Source organism: Methylophilus sp. TWE2, assembly GCF_001183865.1.
Classification (GTDB): domain Bacteria; phylum Pseudomonadota; class Gammaproteobacteria; order Burkholderiales; family Methylophilaceae; genus Methylophilus.
The window spans coordinates 182687-201458 of the sequence record NZ_CP012020.1; the positions used below are offsets into that span (position 1 = coordinate 182687).

14 protein-coding genes and 1 pseudogene are annotated in these 18772 nt (G+C 47.9%); 8 read left to right on the forward strand and 7 right to left on the reverse strand.

What is annotated here, in order from left to right; all coding sequences use genetic code 11:
- Positions 1-151: 151 nt before the first annotated feature.
- The 5 genes and pseudogenes from ACJ67_RS00850 to ACJ67_RS00870 form a co-directional block, all read right to left on the reverse strand.
- Complete coding sequence (locus ACJ67_RS00850; protein WP_049637482.1) at positions 152-1687, reverse strand: SulP family inorganic anion transporter; 1536 nt, start codon at positions 1685-1687, stop codon at positions 152-154.
- Between the two features lie 285 nt (positions 1688-1972).
- A complete protein-coding gene (locus ACJ67_RS00855) occupies positions 1973-2239 on the reverse strand; it encodes a hypothetical protein (protein ID WP_049637483.1) in 267 nt (88 codons plus the stop codon).
- Positions 2229-4532, reverse strand: coding sequence for a hypothetical protein (locus tag ACJ67_RS00860; protein WP_049637484.1), 2304 nt, complete (start codon positions 4530-4532; stop codon positions 2229-2231). The genes ACJ67_RS00855 and ACJ67_RS00860 overlap by 11 nt, the downstream gene beginning before the upstream one ends.
- Positions 4533-4626: 94 nt before the next feature.
- A pseudogene (locus ACJ67_RS00865) lies at positions 4627-5541 on the reverse strand (YifB family Mg chelatase-like AAA ATPase); the annotation flags it as partial.
- Between the two features lie 45 nt (positions 5542-5586).
- The gene (locus ACJ67_RS00870) at positions 5587-5835 is read right to left on the reverse strand and encodes an accessory factor UbiK family protein (RefSeq protein ID WP_049637485.1); all 249 of its coding nucleotides are present in this window, start codon (positions 5833-5835) and stop codon (positions 5587-5589) included.
- Between the two features lie 257 nt (positions 5836-6092).
- Here ACJ67_RS00870 and ACJ67_RS00875 point away from each other — a divergent pair, with 257 nt between their 5' ends.
- The 6 genes from ACJ67_RS00875 (at position 6093) to ACJ67_RS00900 (ending at position 13700) form a co-directional block, all read left to right on the forward strand.
- Complete coding sequence (locus ACJ67_RS00875) at positions 6093-7031, forward strand: TorF family putative porin (protein WP_049637486.1); 939 nt, start codon at positions 6093-6095, stop codon at positions 7029-7031.
- Between the two features lie 68 nt (positions 7032-7099).
- Positions 7100-7438: a P-II family nitrogen regulator gene (gene glnK / locus ACJ67_RS00880; RefSeq protein WP_018986930.1), complete on the forward strand. Its 339-nt coding sequence runs from the start codon at positions 7100-7102 to the stop codon at positions 7436-7438.
- Between the two features lie 15 nt (positions 7439-7453).
- Positions 7454-8860 carry an ammonium transporter gene (locus ACJ67_RS00885; protein WP_049637487.1) on the forward strand — a complete coding sequence of 469 codons (1407 nt, stop codon included), beginning with the start codon at positions 7454-7456 and terminating at the stop codon, positions 8858-8860.
- A 109-nt stretch (positions 8861-8969) separates the two neighbouring features.
- On the forward strand, positions 8970-10652 hold the full coding sequence (locus ACJ67_RS00890; protein WP_049637488.1) for a peptidase domain-containing ABC transporter: 1683 nt from the start codon (positions 8970-8972) through the stop codon (positions 10650-10652).
- On the forward strand, positions 10645-11958 hold the full coding sequence (locus ACJ67_RS00895; protein ID WP_049637489.1) for an HlyD family secretion protein: 1314 nt from the start codon (positions 10645-10647) through the stop codon (positions 11956-11958). Before ACJ67_RS00890 ends, ACJ67_RS00895 begins: the two co-directional genes overlap by 8 nt.
- Positions 11955-13700 (forward strand): TolC family protein, encoded by a 1746-nt coding sequence (locus tag ACJ67_RS00900; protein WP_049637490.1) that lies wholly within the window; start codon positions 11955-11957, stop codon positions 13698-13700. Before ACJ67_RS00895 ends, ACJ67_RS00900 begins: the two co-directional genes overlap by 4 nt.
- 105 nt (positions 13701-13805) lie before the next feature.
- Here the strand turns inward: ACJ67_RS00900 and ACJ67_RS00905 are convergent, their stop codons facing one another.
- Both ACJ67_RS00905 and ACJ67_RS00910 read right to left on the reverse strand, forming a co-directional pair.
- Positions 13806-14441, reverse strand: a complete 636-nt coding sequence (locus ACJ67_RS00905; protein ID WP_049637491.1) for a hypothetical protein — start codon at positions 14439-14441, stop codon at positions 13806-13808.
- A 27-nt stretch (positions 14442-14468) separates the two neighbouring features.
- Positions 14469-16895 (reverse strand): penicillin-binding protein 1A, encoded by a 2427-nt coding sequence (locus ACJ67_RS00910; RefSeq protein WP_049637492.1) that lies wholly within the window; start codon positions 16893-16895, stop codon positions 14469-14471.
- A gap of 210 nt (positions 16896-17105) precedes the next feature.
- Between ACJ67_RS00910 and ACJ67_RS00915 the strand changes: the two genes are divergently transcribed.
- On the forward strand, positions 17106-18179 hold the full coding sequence (locus ACJ67_RS00915) for a pilus assembly protein PilM (RefSeq protein ID WP_049637493.1): 1074 nt from the start codon (positions 17106-17108) through the stop codon (positions 18177-18179).
- On the forward strand, positions 18176-18766 hold the full coding sequence (locus tag ACJ67_RS00920) for a PilN domain-containing protein (RefSeq protein WP_049637494.1): 591 nt from the start codon (positions 18176-18178) through the stop codon (positions 18764-18766). The genes ACJ67_RS00915 and ACJ67_RS00920 overlap by 4 nt, the downstream gene beginning before the upstream one ends.
- Positions 18767-18772: the final 6 nt, after the last annotated feature.

Here is an 18772-nt window from a genome sequence, read left to right on the forward strand (position 1 = left end):
ATTCCAGTACATTGGCGCAGTTCGGATATTTCGGGTGGCTGTTAATAATTAGGGACCAGCTCTGTGTAATTCTGAAGTTATGCTACCGTACGCTACAGCATTAAAAATGGCTCCTAACAGGAGCCATTGTAGTTATTATTAAGCCATTCGATTAAGCTAGTTTGTCATCTGATACTCTATATTTGGGATCTTCAAGCAAATTGATTTCAATCATGTCTTTAGCATTGACTAGTAAATCATAACAATCCTTACTCAAATGTCTTAACTGCAGTTTCTTACCTGCGGCTCTATATTTTGAGGCCAAACCGTCAATGGCAACCAATGCTGAATGGTCTACAACTCTAGCATTTTTGAAATCAATTACCACTTGTTCTGGATCATCCGCGATACTGAATAAAGATTGAAAATTGGCGATAGAAGCAAAGAACAACGTCCCATTGAGTGAATAGATTTTCTGACCCTGCTGATCTATTTCAACATGTACCGCAATTTGTTTGGCGTGTTCCCAGGCAAATACTAGCGCTGACACAATCACACCAGCAATCACTGCAATAGCTAAATCGGCAACAATTGTTACACCACCCACCAATAAACCAACAAAGACATCTTGCTTAGGTACCTTGCCGAAAAGATTAAGCGTTCCCCATTCAAAAGTTTTTTCAGCCACCACAAACATCACACCGATTAAAGCAGCTAATGGAATCATTTCAATCCATTTGGATGCAAACAAAATGAAAGAAAGTAGAAATGCTGAGGTGGCAATCCCAGACAGTCGCTTCAAGGCCCCATTGTTAATGTTAATCATACTCTGCCCAATCATTGCGCACCCCCCCATTCCACCAAAGAAAGCAGTCACTACATTTGCAATGCCCTGTGCCATAGATTCTTTGTTGGGACGACCACGCGTATCCGTCATTTCATCAATCAGGTTCAAAGTGAGGAGGGTTTCAATTAAACCCACGGCAGCAAGAATCAGTGCATAAGGCAAGATGATATACAGCGTTTCTAGACTCCACGGCACATCTGGAATCTGAAAGCTTGGTAATCCACCTGCGATAGAACCGAGATCTCCCACTGTTTTAGTATCCAGTCCAAAATAAATCACACTCACAGTAACGGCAATAATAGCTGCTAATGTTGAAGGGATAGCCTTAGTAAATTTTGGCAATAGATAAATAATCGCCATGGTCACTGCAATCAGACCAATCATGATATACAGCGGAGTGCCAGTCATCCAGGTGACTGAACCATCTGAGTTTGTAGTTTTGAAATGACCAAATTGGGCTAAGAAAATCACAATCGCTAGCCCATTCACAAAACCTAACATCACTGGATGTGGCACCATGCGAATGAACTTACCAAGCTTTGCAACGGCGAACAATATTTGCAATAAACCCATCAGCACAATGGTGGCAAACAAATATTGCACACCATGCTGGGCGACTAATGCCACCATAACTACGGCAAGCGCGCCGGTCGCGCCAGAAATCATGCCTGGACGTCCACCAAAGGCAGAAGTTATAAAAGAAACTATTACAGCGGCGTATAGGCCAGTTAAAGGTGAAACATGGGCGATAAGCGCAAATGCGATGGCTTCAGGCACCATCGCCAATGCAACGGTCAATCCGCTCAGCAAATTGATTTTAATTTCATCGAATTTTGAGTGTTGTAATCTTGAAGTCAACATTGAACCTCCATAAAACAAGAAATATAAATGCGCCTGAATCTAATGATTCAGCGAATTTTAAAAACAGGAATGGCTGGCTAAATTTAGCCGAGTTTGGCAAGTAGCACGAAATGCTTATTGCCTAATGAAGAGAATTTGGAAAAGAAAATTACATGGGTGTTTACTGCGTGTTTCCGTAGATTATACACGATAGTTATACATCATTAACCATTACCACGAAGGAGCAGCTAGAAGTATCAACCTTGAACTAAAAGGAGAGTGATTTAGAAGGGTTCTAACTGCTCATTAACACTGGAACGATTGCTCAAAATCAATGGAATCCACAAATAAATCTAGTAGCAGTCTATTCGTCTCATCTGTCAACAAACTACCGTTTTCAAGTTTTAATCTAAAATCAAGCGTACAGAATTCTAACTTACCAAAATCAAGAATCCAAACTTCAGCATCAAATGAGACAGTAAGAAATGGACAATGACGATACTCCTGAAAGCGGTCGCCATTGATAGACTCCAGAAAACTAAGCTCTTCTGGCCACAATTTATTACTTTGCATAGATTATCTTTTCCATCCAGCTTGGATTAGAGTTTTGCTTTGCATAATCAAGATATAGCTTCAGGTCTGGTCTTTGTGTGATTAAAGTTTCGATATGATTAATTAGGTAATAAGCTATTTCCGACCAATATTTAGCTTTTGCATTGACAGTACTTTTGGCTTGGTCAACTGCTTGCATTAAGCTAAATAACACTGTCATAATTTCTGAATTGACTCCAAATACTATTTCTTTAATGATGTTCTGCTCAGTAAAGTTATTGCTATTCTGGATAGCTGGGTTTGTAGTTGGTCTCAAAGCATGTGTTTTCAAGAATTCATCGACTTCATCAATTGTTTCGAAACCACTTGCTTCAAGCACAAGGTCACTATCTTTCATTGCATGAATTACTATTGCTGCCTGAAATATACGAATCCATCGTTCTTGGAAAAAATCTAGAATTGGCCTTGGAAGATACCGGCTGATGAGCCTTATGTCTAACTGGGTGTGTCCCAGAGCTTTAGACATTTCACTGAGACTTCTAGTCTCAAGATACACCAGCACACCACAACTGGCTCTTAAAGCCGGGAGGCTGAACCTAAGAGCATATTTAAGGCGCTTCTCATAGTCTAGAGAGGATGTATTTGCTAAAGATTCCGCAAATGATTCAAATCTCAGTGAAGTATCGCTTGCTAACCTTTTAATTCTTGCTGGGTAACTAAAGCCACGTTTACATGTTAATAATAGGTATCGCCAATTATCATCATTATTCTTTTTTAGGTGGTTCCGTAAGCTGGTAGTTAAGTCAATCATTTGCTGAACAATAAATGTTGTTTTTAGATTTAAATGAATGATTTGTTCAGCAAGTAAAGGCCCTTTGCGACTTTTGTAGCTAATCAAGTTATAGCCGTTATCAGACTTCACAAATCCAACCAATTTTCCATTTTTGTCAAAGAGTTGCAGCTTCTCTAAGAAGGACGGTGTTATTTGTGGGTGATTAGCAATCAAGATAATGCAAAAAGGTAAAAGTGCCCCTGTGATAGGTAAGCCTAATTCGTATGCAGTTTGAGGTAACGGGTTCGGAAGAAAAAGATGCGCGTTATTTTTTTTATCTACAATATGTCCATGATGGAAATATGTAGATGCTGCATTTTTTAAATGATCAGGATTAAAACGATCAATTAACCATGAGTTTTTATTTGTTTTATCACTCTGACCAATCTTAACTACTTTTCCTAAGGTGCTATTTTCTAATCTTAATGTGTATCTTGCCCATATTTCATTTATAGCCCATTCGGCCCATGTTATGGCAATTTCTAAATCAGCTTTTATATTATGAAAGAGAAGGTGCATAGCTTCTTCATCAGTCGCATGCAAAGGAATGTCAGTTAATAGCTTTTGACTGACAAGATACCCTTCATCAGCAATTTTTATATTTTTGCTCGATTTTGGACCTTTTTTAAAAGGGATTGAAGGGATCGCTCCATAAGGTTCCGCAAATAAATCTGAGCGCAATAAATATGTATTTAGGAACGGAAGAATTGAACCGTTCCAGCGAGTAATCAATGTGTTGACCTTGACTCCGCTTGCATACCCCTCCTCAAAATAAAATGTTAGAAATCTTCTTAGAAAAGGACCCATAAAATGGGGGTCTTGGAAGTTCCTCTCATTTAGAGGTTCCTTAGTCTGACGTATAAAATTAACAAAAGACTTGAGGCCATGAATTCTATCGGCTCCACTGGCGCTGTAATATAGCGTGCAAATGTCGTACAGTTTCTGTGTGAAATCTCGCCCAAATTTTTCGTAAATGCCGTACAAGGGTGCCCAGTACTCTGCACTTTCTTTATTTGAACATTTCCAAGCATTCCATAGCCAAACTTTTTCTTCATTTAATTCAAGCTTTTCAAATTTTTCAACACAACTGATTGCATCTAAGGAAGGTTTGGTCAGGTGAAATTTCAAACTAGGAAAGGGGTATGAGTCGAATAGTTTTTGGGATTGCTCACAAAGCCTGGATAGAATACATAGATATGTATAAGTTGTTTGATTAGTTATTTCGAATATTTTTTTCGAGTATAAAGCCCCAGCATATAGGCAGATTATTTCCCCAAAGGCCGGGCTTTGCAGAATCGAATCATTTAATTTTCGATTAGTTATTTGCAAAAAGCATTCAAGCGTACGTAAAACTGGCTTAGCTTTTGCCTTGTAAGCAACGCCCAATTCCACATTGTGGTGGGCCTCCTCTAATTTATGCAGGACATGTAGATTGATTGCCAAAAAGGGAAAATCTATGTTTGCTCTTGCGATATTGATCATTGTCAATTACTTTCACGTTGGAGGTGTCCATATATACTATTGATGTATATAAATAAAAGTCATATTGACAATATTATAAGAAAAGCTAAACGTTAAGCTCATCTAGGAAGAGCACGCCGTGATGGGCCAGGCTAATTTCACCTGGCCTAGGCACGCTGCCACCCCCGACCAACGCAACAGCAGAGGCAGTATGATGCGGAGCACGAAAAGGGCGCTGTTTCCAGCGCGTCGCGGGGAACTGTCCTGTCAGCGACAAGATCGCTGCACTTTCAAGCGCTTCCTGTGTGGACATCTCCGGCAAAATGCCGACAAATCGCTGTGCCAGCATACTTTTGCCTGTGCCTGGGGGACCACTCATTAATAGACTGTGTTGCCCTGCGGCGGCGATTTCCAGAGCACGCTTGGCACGCAGCTGGCCTTTTACATCCTCGTAATCTGCAAGTGCTGTGTGTTCATTCGGAGTCACCTGTGGGTGTACTGAAAGCGCCTGCTTGTCAGAAAGATGCGCACATACTGCCAGCAAACTATCCGCAGCAAAAATGGTGCAGCCCTCTACCAAACTGGCTTCATATGCACTTTCTTGGGGCAGGATGGCGGCTCTTTTATTTGCTTTATCTTGCAGCAATTGATAGGTCATGGCGAGCGCCCCTCGGATAGGTCGCAACGCCCCTGTCAATGCCAACTCACCGGCGATAACATAACCCGCCAGGGCTTTTTTGGGAAGCTGACCAGAGGCAGCCAAAATACCGAGCGCAATCGGCAAATCATAACGACCACCTTCTTTCGGTAAATCAGCGGGGGCAAGGTTCACAGTGATACGGCGGGCAGGGAATTCAAACTGGGCGGTCTGAATAGCGGCTCTCACCCGGTCTTTGCTTTCCTTGACTTCGGTTTCTGGCAGGCCGACAATCGTGAAGCTGGGTAACCCATTCGCCAAGTGGACTTCTACCACCACTTCTGGCGCCTCCATGCCGCTTAACGCGCGACTGTATAACACCGCCAGACTCATAGCGCACTCCTTAATAATGGAATGCTAACAATTGTAAATTAATTTTTACTTTCTGGATGCCTGCGCTTCTTCCAGCTGACTGATTTTTTCTTCAAGTCGTTTTAATTGCTGCTGCGTGCGCGCTAATAATGCCGATTGGATATCGAATTCTTCACGCGTAACAAGTTCCATTTTGGTGATTGCGCCCTGAATTAGTGCATGCAGGTTGTTATTTAGCTCTGAAATGGGGCTTGATTCGATTAGTTGTTTGATTTTTAAAGATAATTCCTGAATTTTTTCATTTGAAATCAGCATGGTAAAGGCTCCTTTGCTAACTATTTTAGCATTATCAGTGAGTAAAAAGGGTGGTTGCATCCTTATGTTTAAGAGTTAAATCAATAAAAAACAGTTTATTAAATAATTAATATAATATTCTACATTAAAATAAATTATTAAATATTTGAATTTAAATATATTTGTAGTTTGGCACGTGCTTTGCTTTGTGGTTGTTGTTGTTTCATTCTCGTTTACAACAACTTAATCAAAGATTTCACAGAGAGAGGACTAATAAAATGCGTCAATCTATTTTGCTCACAGCAGTATTGAGTGCATTATCTTTTGCACAAGTTTCATACGCAGCTGAAGAAGAAGCTAAGTCAGACTGGACTGCAACTGGTAACATTGGATTTGTTTCAGACTACTACTTCCGCGGTATTTCCCAAACATGGCATCGCCCAGCAATGCAAGGCGGCATGGACATCACACACAGTAGCGGTTTCTATGGTGGTATCTGGGGTTCAAATGTGACACCAAATACCTATCCAGACGCAAACGTTGAAATTGACGTTTATGGTGGTTACAACGGTTCTATTCCTGCTGTTGAAGGTTTGGGCTGGACTGTCGGTCTCTACAGCTATTTGTATCCAGGTGGTTCTTGGAAAAAATACCGCTTGTCTACAGAACCAAACGTAGTCCAAACACCTGGTGGTGGTCGTTGGGACACTACCGAAGTCAACTTCGGCTTATCCTACAGCTACTTCAGTGCTAAATTGTCATATACACTCACTGATTGGTTTGGTGCTGATCGTGATACTGGTTGGGATGGCAGCACTAAGGGCTCAACCTATATCGAATTTAACATGGCCTATCCACTGCCATGGTGGGACTTGACCTTGATTGGTCACGTTGGTCAGCTGAATGTTAATGGTAGCCTTGACGTTGCATTTGATCCAGATGGTCCTGGTGGCGCATCTGGCCCAAGCGCAAGCTTTACCGGTGCATCAAGCCCAGACTACACCGACTACAAGATTGGGTTGAGCAAGGCGTTCAAGATTGGCGCAACAGAAGGTTGGAACGCTGGTCTGTATTACGTTGGTGCGAGCAACCGTGAATACTGGGGCGAAAATGGCTACGGTGGTACCAGCTTTAATGGCAAAGGTGATGGTGGCCGAGCACAAAGCAAAGACTTGAACGAGGGTCGACTGGTATTCACTTTAGGCCGTACATTCTAAGTTAATAACTAAGCAAGTTTAGATCTGGCGGGCGTGTTGTCCGCCAGAGTTAACAACGGGAGAAGCAAATGAAATTTGTATCCGCAATAATCAAGCCATTCAAGCTTGATGAAGTGCGTGAGGCTTTGTCCAACATTGGCGTACAAGGCATCACAGTCACTGAGGTCAAAGGGTTTGGCCGTCAAAAAGGGCATACCGAGTTATATCGTGGTGCGGAATATGTCGTAGACTTTTTGCCAAAAGTGAAGCTCGAAGTGGCGATCAAGGATGACATGCTTGATCAGGTAGTGGACGCTATTGAAAAAGCGGCAGCCACTGGCAAAATCGGTGATGGCAAAGTATTTGTCTTCGATCTGGAACAAGTTTACCGTATACGTACCGGCGAAACCGGTCCGGATGCGCTATAAGAAAGGGCTTCAGCTATGAAGAAAATTCTTTCCATGTTATCGCTGGTCGCTTTGATGGGCCTGGCGGCAACCCCTGTGAGTTATGCTGAAGAAACAGTGACAGAAACCATCACTGTTGAAGAAACTGTCGCGCCAGAAGCGGCACCTGCCGCTGAAGCACCCGCTGCTGCTCCGGCTGAAGCGGCACCAGCTGCGGCTGAAGCAGCGCCAACACTCGATGTTGGCAATACTGCATTTATGATTGTGGCAACCGTGTTGGTGATTTTGATGACCATCCCAGGGCTGGCTTTGTTTTATGGTGGCTTGGTACGCCAGAAAAACATGCTCTCCGTGCTGATGCAAGTTTTTGTCGTGTTTTCCATGATCTCTGTTCTGTGGGCGGCTTACGGCTACAGTATGGCGTTTAGCGAAGGTAACATGATCGTTGGCGGCTTGAGCAAGGCGTTTCTGGCAGGCATTACACCAGATAGTTTATCCGGCAGTATTCCAGAATATGTTTTCCTGACTTTCCAGTTGACTTTCGCTGCAATTACACCTGGCCTGATTGTGGGTGGTTTTGCTGAGCGTATGAAATTCTCAGCCGTACTACTGTTCTCGGCCTTGTGGGTGACTTTTGCCTACATCCCAATCGCACACATGGTTTGGGGCGGTGGTTACCTGGCAGAGTTGGGTGCCAAAGACTTTGCCGGTGGTACTGTGGTGCATATCAACGCTGGTGTGGCAGCATTGGTCGGTGCCATCATGCTGGGCAAACGTATCGGTTACGGTAAAGAAGCGATGCCTCCGCATAATCTCGTGATGACCATGATTGGTGCCTCATTGCTGTGGGTGGGCTGGTTCGGTTTCAACGTGGGCAGTGAATTGGCTGCAGATGCAACAGCAGGAATGGTACTGATCAATACACAATTGGCAACGGCTGCTGCCGTATTGGGCTGGATCTTTGCCGAATGGTTGTTCCGTGGCAAGCCTAGCATGCTGGGCGCTGCATCCGGTGCGGTTGCCGGCTTGGTAGCGATTACACCTGCATGTGGTTTCATCGGTCCAATGGGTTCCATCATCCTGGGCTTTACAGCAAGCTTTATCAGCCTGTGGGGCGTGACCAAGCTCAAATCAGCCTTGGGCTATGATGATTCGCTGGATGTATTCGGTGTACACGGCCTGGCAGGTATCTGGGGTGCGGTGGGTACTGGTGTACTGATGGCACCTGGCCTGGGTGGTGTGGGTTATGCCGAAGGCGTGACCATGGGTGGACAAGTGACCACTCAAATCATCGCTGTTGTCGTGACATTGGTCTGGACTGGTATCGTCAGCGTGATTCTTTATAAAGTAGTAGATGCTGTGGTTGGTCTGCGTGTGAGTGAAGAATATGAGCGTGAAGGCCTGGACACCACAGAACATGGTGAGCGTGCTTACAGCTTGTAACACTTGTGTGATATAAGAAAACGGCTCTTATTGAGCCGTTTTTTTTTTGGGGAACTAATATAAACTCAAGTTATCCATTCACAGGGCCTAATTAACAACAATTCTTATCATGGCAAACATTAAACCAGCATCTCTCACGCCTTTTCAAAGAGTCGTTAAGTTACTTTCGTTTGAAAAACAGGATATTTTTCTGCTGTTTTATTTAACAGCGGCATATGGTGTCCTTGGCATTGCAACACCCGTGGCAGTACAAACCATGGTCAATATCGTCACCATGGGAGGAGTCTTGCAGCCACTCTATGTGGTCGGTGTCATCCTGTTTTGTTTGCTGGCATTGTCAGGCACAATTTATGTCATTGAGAGCTTTCTGGTTGAGATGATCCAGCGCCGGATTTTTGTGCGGCATAGCCTGCAGATTGCAAAAAATACCGAGCAAATCCACATTTCCGTTTACGATCAATTCAATCCAGTCGAATTGGTCAACCGGTATTTTGATATTCAAACTGTGCAGAAATCCGTCGCGACCTTGCTAACAGTAGGTTTGACCGCTTTGCTGCAAGGCTTGATAGGTAGCATTGTTCTGCTTTTTTACAGTCTGTATTTCGGCATTCTGGTCATTCTCATGATGATCGTGTTGTGGGGTATTGTCTTTGGTTTGGGTAAGCATGCGGAAGAAACCGCCATCAAAGAGTCCAAGGCCAAGTATGAAATGGCTGCCTGGCTGGAAACCATCGCCCGGAATAAATGGCTCTCGAAATTTTATGGTGCCAGACAGCGCAATTCGGCCAATACGGCGCAGCTTGCTGAAGGCTACCTATCGGTTCGTGGCAAGCACTTTAAAGTACTGATGATGCAACTGATAGGCGCGGTGAGCTTGTATGCCCTGATAGGCACCGGCATGCTGATTTTGGGGGGCACACTGGTGATTAAAGGCCAGATCAACCTGGGCCAGTTTGTTGCGGCAGAGCTGATCATTTTTGGTGTGCTGTCAGCGTTTGTGAGATTCGTGACCAAGCTGGAATATTTTTATGACCTGCTTGCCGCCGTAGACAAGGTGGGCGTGCTGGAAACCCTGCCAGTAGAGCGCTCTGGCGATCATCAATCAGGCGAGGAGGGCTACAAAACGCTGAAGGTCAATCAGCTGACTTTCAGGCATGCAGATCAACCGGCTTTGGTGAGTAATATAAGCTTTACCTTGCACCGCGGCCAAAGCCTGGCGGTGATCGGTGCCCTGGGCAGTGGCAAGACCACTTTACTGGAGCTCATCACAGGCATGAGGCAACCGGTGCAGGGGCATGTCAGTTACAACGATATTGACGTGCGTCAGCTTGACCTGTCTCATTTGAGAGATCGGATTGGTGTTGCCAATAAGGTGGAGTGGCAGCATGGTTCTATTCTGGATAACCTGAAGTTGCAACGGCCAGACATCGCGCTGGATGACGTGATTGAAGTATTGCAGGTACTGGGCTTATGGCAAGAAATCAGCAAGTTGCCCAACGGCATAGAAACGGTATTGACTGACTTTGGCGCACCGATGACGCATACGCAACTGCAACGTTTGATGCTGGCCCGGGCTATGCTTGGAAAACCGGATGTGTTAATCATTGACAGCCTGCTAGACCAGCTGTCACAGCACGAGCTCGATCAGGTGCTGATGTTGCTTAAACGACAACAGCAAGATTGGATACTGCTCATCACGACGCGTTATCAACACATTGCGCAGCACTGCCAGCAGGTGGTGAACCTGCAAAGCAAGACGCTGACCGATCACACGGGAGGCCAGCATGAATAAAGCAGTTGAAACCATGCTGATGGAAGATGTGCAGACGCCCGAGCGGTTAAGGGTCTGGATCAGGCGCATGGGCTGGTTGGTGGTCGTGTTGCCGATGGCATTTTTACCCCTGCCATGGCAACAAAACGTGACCGCCTTGGGCAAGGTGACTGCCTATTCGCCTTCCGAACGGGTGCAAACGGTAGATGCGCCGGTAAGCGGTCTGATTCAGCACTGGTACGTACAAGAAGGGTCACAAGTCAAACAAGGCGATGTATTGCTTGAAATCAGCGATACTGACCCTAACTTCCGGCAACGCCTGCAAGCACAACGCGACAATCTGCAAGACAAGCTGGCTTCCAAAGAAAGCGAGTTATCGGCTTACACTGTGCAGCGCGACAACCTGGCGACGGGCCGGGATGCCAAAATCACCGCAGCCCAATATAAACTGGATGTCGCCAACCAGAAAATCCTGAGTGCACAGGAGGCCGTGAATTCGGCGCAGGCGACCCTCGATGCGGCTACTCTGCAGGTCAAACGCATGCAGCGCTTGCTGGGCGATGGGCTGGTTTCCAAGCGGGATACCGAAGTGGCTGAGCGCGACCATACCATTGCCAGTCGCAACCTGAGCAGCGCTCAGGCGCAATTGCAGTCCGCGATGGCTGAGGCGCAGTCGGCGCGGGCAGAAATCCGTCAGGTGCGTGCCGATACGCAAGCTTATCTGGACTCGGTGACGGCCAATATCAACAAAATTAAAGGCGAAGTCTCCGATGCCGAAAACAGCCTGCATAGCTCGGAGATTTCACTGGCGCGGCAAAACATGCAAAAAATCATCGCCCCGCGCGACGGCACAATTTTCCGTTTGCCAGTCAATTCGCAATCGCAGATTATCAAGCAGGGCGATCCGCTCTTGATTATTGTGCCACATACTTCTCAACGTGCCGTCGAGTTATGGGTCGATGGTCGCGATGCACCGTTGATTACGCGCGAGAGCACCGTGCGACTGGAGTTTGAAGGCTGGCCTGCGATTCAGGTCCCAGGCTGGGCGCAAGTCGGGGTGGGGACCTTTGAGGGCAAGATTGCTTTTGTCGACCCAACGGATAACGGTACAGGCCAGTTCAGGATCATGGTCGTGCATCAGGAAGGCAGCCCTGCCTGGCCTGAGGCCAGGTTCTTGCGCCAGGGCATTAGCGCAAAAGGCTGGGTATTGTTGCAGAAAGTGACCATTGGTTATGAGTTATGGCGGTTGCTGAATGGCTTCCCCCCCAGAATTCCACCCGAGCCTACTCCGCTTAATGCTAGCGGCGGTACCGGAGTGTCAAAATGAGTTTTCAAAGATTCACGCTTGCCATCTGTAGTCTGGCTGGCATCCTAGGCATGGTATCGGCCTCGGCGGATGACGCTCTCAATGACAGTCGCGCCCGCCAGCGCTTGCAGAATACGGAAGGCCGGGCGCTGGAGCCTTATGCCAAAGGGGCTGGTGTGCCATTGCATGATGCGGTCAAACACCAGCAACACCAGCGTAGCAAAGCTGTCACCATAGACTTGAAAAGTGCATTGCAACCTTTCGAATCGCCAGAAACTGTCAATATGTTGAGCAATGCGCCCAAACAGGGAGCGCAATTGAGTATTGCAGATGTCAGGCAAAAAGCCTTGCAAAACAACCTTAACCTGCAAGTTGCCAAAATGGACCCGACCATTGCTGCACAATCATTGCGCGAGGAGCAGGCCAAGTTTGACCAAGTGATTTTTGCCTACGCCAAATATGGCCAGAAAGATTTACCAGCCATGTCAGGTGACAAGGTGATATTCAAATCTGACAACATCGCGCTCGATGGTGAGCTGGTCAAGCTCAATCCGGCCGAGCAAAAAAAAGAATTCTGGGAGTTGGAAACCGGGATTAAAGTGCCATTGAGAACCGGTGGTAACATCACCCTTAGCGCACCACTGGACAACTATGAAAGCAAGGGCAGTCTGGCCAGTGATCAATACCGCAGTGCTTTGCGTTTCTCGTTCAGTCAGCCTTTGTTACGTAATGCCGGGCGTCAGGTCAACGAGGCCAGTATCCGCATTGCCGCCCTTGACCAGGATAGCGCACAGCTCAGAACACGTTTGCAGAGTATCCGTATTGTTACTCTGGTGGATAAAGCTTACTGGGATTTATACGAGGCATGGGCGGCACTGGATGTCCGCCGCAACCAGTATGAATATGCCAGCCAAAACCTGGCCATGGTCAAACGTCGCGTGCAGGAAGGCCTGACGGCCGCAATTGAAGTGAATCGTGCTGAAATTGGTGTGGCGGACCGCATGGAAGCGCTGATTATTGCTGAAACCAACCTCAAACTGGCACAACGGCAATTACAGTTTTTACTCAATGAGCTTCCGGAACAAGGCACAAGTGGCGCGCCCTGGGTGCCTTCAACGACGCCAAACCTGGTTAAATTTGAATTTGACCGGGAAAAACTGCTTAAAGATGCATTGGATAGCCGGATCGAATTGCTGGAGCAGGAACTCAGGCTTAGCGCAGATCAATTGCAAATTGATTATCTGCAAAACCAGACTCTGCCCATGTTCACGCTGGATTACCAATATGGGGCACTTTCCAGTTCGGCCAACCGGCTCGGTAATATCGGCCAGGACTTGCTGAATGGGCAATACAATGACTGGTCTATCGGGCTAAAGTTTGAAATGCCGGTGAGCAATGAGGCGCGTAAAGCCAAGCTGGATAAAGCGATTGCCCAACGCATGCAACGCCTGACCAATAAAACGTTGCAAACCCTGACCGTCAAACGCGAAATCCACGATGCACTGGATAAAATGGAGCAAAACTGGCAACGCATCCTGGCGGCACGCCAGCAGGTGATGATCGCGGGGTATAACTACGAAGCAGAACTCAAGCAGTTTAATGAAGGCTTGCGTACCATGACAGAAGTACTGGAAACCCTGACCCGGCTGGGCGAGGCGCAAATCAAGGAAATCCGCGCCATTAATGACTATCAGGTTGCGCTGATAGATTTAACTTTTGCCACCGGGACAGTGTTAGGTTATACGCAGATTAGTATGCAGTAGGGCGGTTGCAACCGTGATGACTCAAGCGATTGTTCTGTGAGTGCCCGCAACCTGATTAAGGCGCGGCAGCGCTATGGCCTGGAGGCTGCGTAATACGACCGCTGGCTATTCCGTGATGCCAGGGTTAAGCAGGCTTTCCACCTGCGCCAGCGTCATGCGGTGGATCCCGGCCTTTTCGCCATGTTTGCGCGGTGCTGTACGCAGGTCGTCAGTCTCGAAAATACTGATGCGCTGCGTGCCATAACGTGTTTCTACTAGCACCACGGGTACGCGTTTACGTAGCAGTTCGTGTTTTTGTTTGCTCGGACGGTCGGACATCCGGTATTGCTGCTCGTCAAGGCGGTAGGGAATGTTCTGGTTAAGCAGGTAGATTTCCAGTTCTTTGGCGCTTTCGGCAAACACATGGATTTCGGTATCTGTGTGTGGCCCGGCGGTGCCCTCCATCACAGCACCCGTCAGGAAAGGCTGAAATTTCTGTAGTAAACGCATCGTGTGTAGTGCGGCCTGGCGTAACTCCAGCAGGTGGGCCGCGTCGGTTTCGTCTGCATAAAGTGCATGGTACTCACGTAAAGCCGCATCAATTTCTCCGTTGGTCGGCAACGGCGCATCCTGCGTGATCCCCATTGCTTTGATGGCTTTGCGCTTGGCACGGGCATAATCACTGATGCCTTCTTCAAACATCAGGCGGGCTGCGGACTGCGCGATTTCTTGCCGCAGGTCACTTGGAAATTCGTCAAACATACCGTGGCCCTCGCAATTTAAAGTGTCTTAGTTAGGGCTCAGCAATTTAGCGGCCGGATTCGAGGGCAGCTTTTTGTCATCATTGCCTCCACCACTATGCTCACCAATAAGCCGTTCCAGGAAGGAAGGCTCATCGTCTGCCGGGGCTTGTTCACCTTCTGGGTCAAACAGGCCAGGCAGATTCTCTGGGGTTGATTGTGGCAAGTGTTCTTCGTAAAAATATTCATAAATGCCGGTATCATCTTCGCCGACTTGTGCCCCGGTATAGGCGTCCACTTTCAGCTGTAGTACGCCATCCGGTACCTTGTACTGGTAAACCGGCAAACCAGGCAGCGTTTGCTGCATATAACTGATCCAGATCGGTAATGCAGCACGGCCACCAGTTTCACCGCGACCCAGGTTGCGTGGATTGTCATAACCCACCCAAGCGACGGCCACCTCTTTCGGGTGATACCCGGCGAACCACGCATCAAACTGGTCATTGGTGGTGCCGGTCTTGCCAGCAATATCAGGGCGACGCAAAGAAAGCGCTGCCCTGGCGGTCCCGTCCCGCACCACGTCTTGCAACATGGTCGTGATGATAAAGGCGTTGCGCTGGTCAATAACCCGCTCTTGCGAAACATGTTTACCGGCTTGAACCGCTTGAATCACCTTGCCGCGGCTATCCACAATCTTTTCAATCAGGTAAGGATGTACCCTGTAGCCGCTATTGGCAAAGGTCGCATATCCGGCTGCCATTTGCCAGATGGAGGTTGAGCCAGCTCCTAATGCGGTGGAAAGGTAAGCTGGATGATCTTTAGGGTCAAAGCCGAACCTGCGGAGATAGTTCTGGGCATAACGGGCGCCGATGGCATTCATCAAGCGGATGGAAATGGTATTTTTTGACTGTGCCAATGCCTCGCGCAAGCGCATGGGGCCTGCATATTTTTCGTCATAATTACGCGGTTCCCAAGTACTGTTGCTGCCGGTCTCAGTCGAGGAAAAGCTGATGGGCGCATCTTCAAACACGCTGGCTGGGCTGTATCCTTTTTCAAGCGCAGCCGAGTAAATAAATGGCTTGAAGCTTGATCCGGGCTGGCGACGACCCTGGGTAACGTGGTTGTATTTGTTGCGCTGGAAACTGAAGCCACCAATTAAGGCCTGTACTTGCCCGGTTTCCGGGTTGAGGGCCATAAAACCACTTTCGACCTGAGGTAACTGTACTACCATCCAGTTGTCACCTTGCTGATAAACGCGGATAACCGCTCCCGGCAACAGTGACAGCGGTGTGCGCTTGGCTGGTGGCATATGGTTTTTCACCAGCAGGATTGCTTTATCCTGCAACTTGAGGACCGTGCCACGCTTGGTGACCAAAGTGAGCAGGTTGGGCTCAACCTTGGTGACCAAGGCGGGCACAAACTGGTTGTAAGTGACAAAATCACGCAGTAATTCGCTGACTTCACTGGCCTTCAATTTGCCTGCGGGCAATGAAATCACTTGCTCTGCCCCACGGAATCCGTGCCGCAATTCAAAATTGATAATACCCTGGATCACCGCGTTGTTAGCTGCCGCCTGATGTTTGCTGTTAATTGTCGTGTAAACGCGCAAACCACTGGTATACGCTTTTTCGCCATAGCGTTTATACAAGGTAGCCCTTACGATTTCGGCGACGTATTCGCTGCCCAGTGCTTGTATCTGCTGCCTGGATGACTGGAACTTCAATGGAGTGTTCATCGCCTGTTCCAGTTCGCGGTCCGTAATCATGCCGTAGCGGTGCATGTCACGCAGGACTTCATGCTGGCGCTTGATCGCGTAGTCGGGATGAATATATGGGTCGTATTTGCTGGGCGCTTTTGGCAGGCCAGCTAGGAGAGCAGCCTCAGCCAGGTTAATCTGCTTGAGGTCCTTATCAAAGTAAGTCTTGGAGGCGGTGGCAAAGCCATAAGCACGTTCGCCCAGGTAAATCTGGTTCAGGTAAAGCTCCAGGATTTTGTCCTTGCTGATGGTGTTTTCAATCTTGATCGCCAGCATCGCTTCTTTGATCTTGGTCCAGATGTTACGCGGTGCATCCGGTCCGCTGAAAAAGTTCTTGGCCACCTGCATGGTGATCGTACTGGCGCCTTCATGGCCGCGTCCCGTGAGATTGTTACGGATGGCGCGCAGGATGCCGGTGGTATCAATGCCGTTATGTTGGTAAAAGCGCCGGTCTTCAATCGCCAGAATGGCTTCTTTCATGACTTTAGGGGTTTGTTCAATGGGTACAAAGGCGCGGCGTTCTTGGCCAAACTCTGCAATCAGCCCGCCCTGGGCATCATAAATACGCAACGGCAGTTTGGGGTGGTAGTCCGTCAGCGCATCGAGTGACGGCAATGACGGATAGAGAATACTGATTACCAACACCAGCAGGGCGGCGGCAATCAAGCTGCCGGTAATGGAGAGAAAAAGAAGGGACTGCAACCAGTTTCTTGAATTCATGCTTCTTGCTGCCATCGTGAGAATTACCCATGAATTGTAATCTTTTTTTGCTGATTCATTGGCAGTTAATTATGGAATCATGCAAATAATCAGCATTCTTCCGACCTTCGCATGACTAGAGAATTTGCTGTTTCACCATTCAAAAACGTGAGTTGGCATGGATGATGCATGCCCCCACGGGGATTTAAATACTTCAAAAGGGTAATACCGTTGAGTCCGGGCTTTTTACAACGCAAAAAAACCAGTTTTATTGGTGTGGATGTCAGTGCAACCGCCGTCAAGATGGTGGAGTTGAGTGCTGTCGGCAAGCAGCAATTCCGGCTGGATGGCTATGCCAACGTGACCCTGCCCAAAGGGGTGATCAGTGATGGCAATATTAATGACCTCGCGCAAGTGGCGGATACGTTACGTGCAGCCTGGCGATTGCTGGGAACGCGCGCACGTCAAGTTGTGTTGGCCTTGCCCACGGCAGCGGTCATTTCCAAACGTGTCATCATGCCTGCCGGTTTGCGCGAAGAGGACATGGAGTTGCAAGTCGAGTCCGAAGCTAACCAGTATATTCCGTTCCCGCTCGAAGAAATGAATCTCGACTTTCAGGTGCTGGGCCCGATGGGCAAGAGTACCGATGAAGTAGAGGTACTGATTGTTGCGGCCAAGAAAGAGAAAATCGAGGACCGCGTGGCTGTCGCGGAAGAAGCTGGCCTGAAAGTCAGCATTATGGACGTGGAAGCGTATGCAACAGAGACAGCCTATCGCCAGATTCTGAAACAGTTGCCCAACCATAGCAAAAAAACTATCACCATGATTCTTGATATCGGTGCGCATGTCACGCACGTCAATGTCATGGTAGGCACGCATTCTGTGTATTCTCGCGAGCAAGCCTTTGGTGGCGCAATGTTGTCGCAGGAAATCCAGCGTCGGTTTGGGCTTTCGCCTGAAGAAAGCGAAATTGCCAAACGACAGGGCGGCTTGCCAGATTCTTATGATCAAGAGGTTCTGCAGCCTTTCTTGCAAAACCTCGCAGGTGAGGCATCACGTGCCGTCTCTTTCTTTACCAACTCTACACAGTACAACAAGATTGACCATCTCTTGCTGGCCGGCGGGGTCGCAGCCACCGAGGGCCTGGCCGCCCTCATCGAACAAAAAACTGGTGTACATACCCTGGTGGCCAATAGCTTTCAGGGGATGACACTTGCCCAGAAAATCAAACCCTCCCAGCTGGAAACGGATGCACCTGCACTGATGATTGCCTGTGGCTTGGCGCTGCGAGGGGTGGACGCATGATTAAAGTCAACCTGTTGCCGCATCGGCAAATCAGACGTGCCGAGCGCCAGCGCGAATTTGGACTAATGGCTTCATTGGTAGCCATTGCGGCGGCGGCCATCCTGTTTGTGAGCTGGAGCTATATCCATAACAAAATCCAGGCACAACAGGCACGTAACCAGCGCTTGCAGGATGAAATGGTTCGCCTGGATAAAGAGATTGCAGTGATTGGCACCTTGAAAGAGCAAATCAAGCATGTGCTGGAGCGCAAGCAGATTGTGGAAGGCCTGCAGAGTGACCGTAACCAGGCGGTATTGATTCTTGATGAACTGGCCAGGCAGTTGCCAGAAGGCATCTTTCTTAAAAGCGTCAAGCAACTCGAAGATGAGATTGAGCTTAAGGGTGTTGCAGATACCAACACCCGTATCGCCACATTGGTACATAACCTCAGTGACTCGGCCATTATGCATAGCCCTAACCTGGTGGAGATCAAGGCCAATACCAATGCCCAGGGCGTTAAGGAATATGAATTTGTGTTGCGCGTGTCCTTGAAGCGTGAGGTCGCTGAAGAAGACCCTGCCAAGAAGTCCGTGCCGGCCAAAGGATAACCAAGC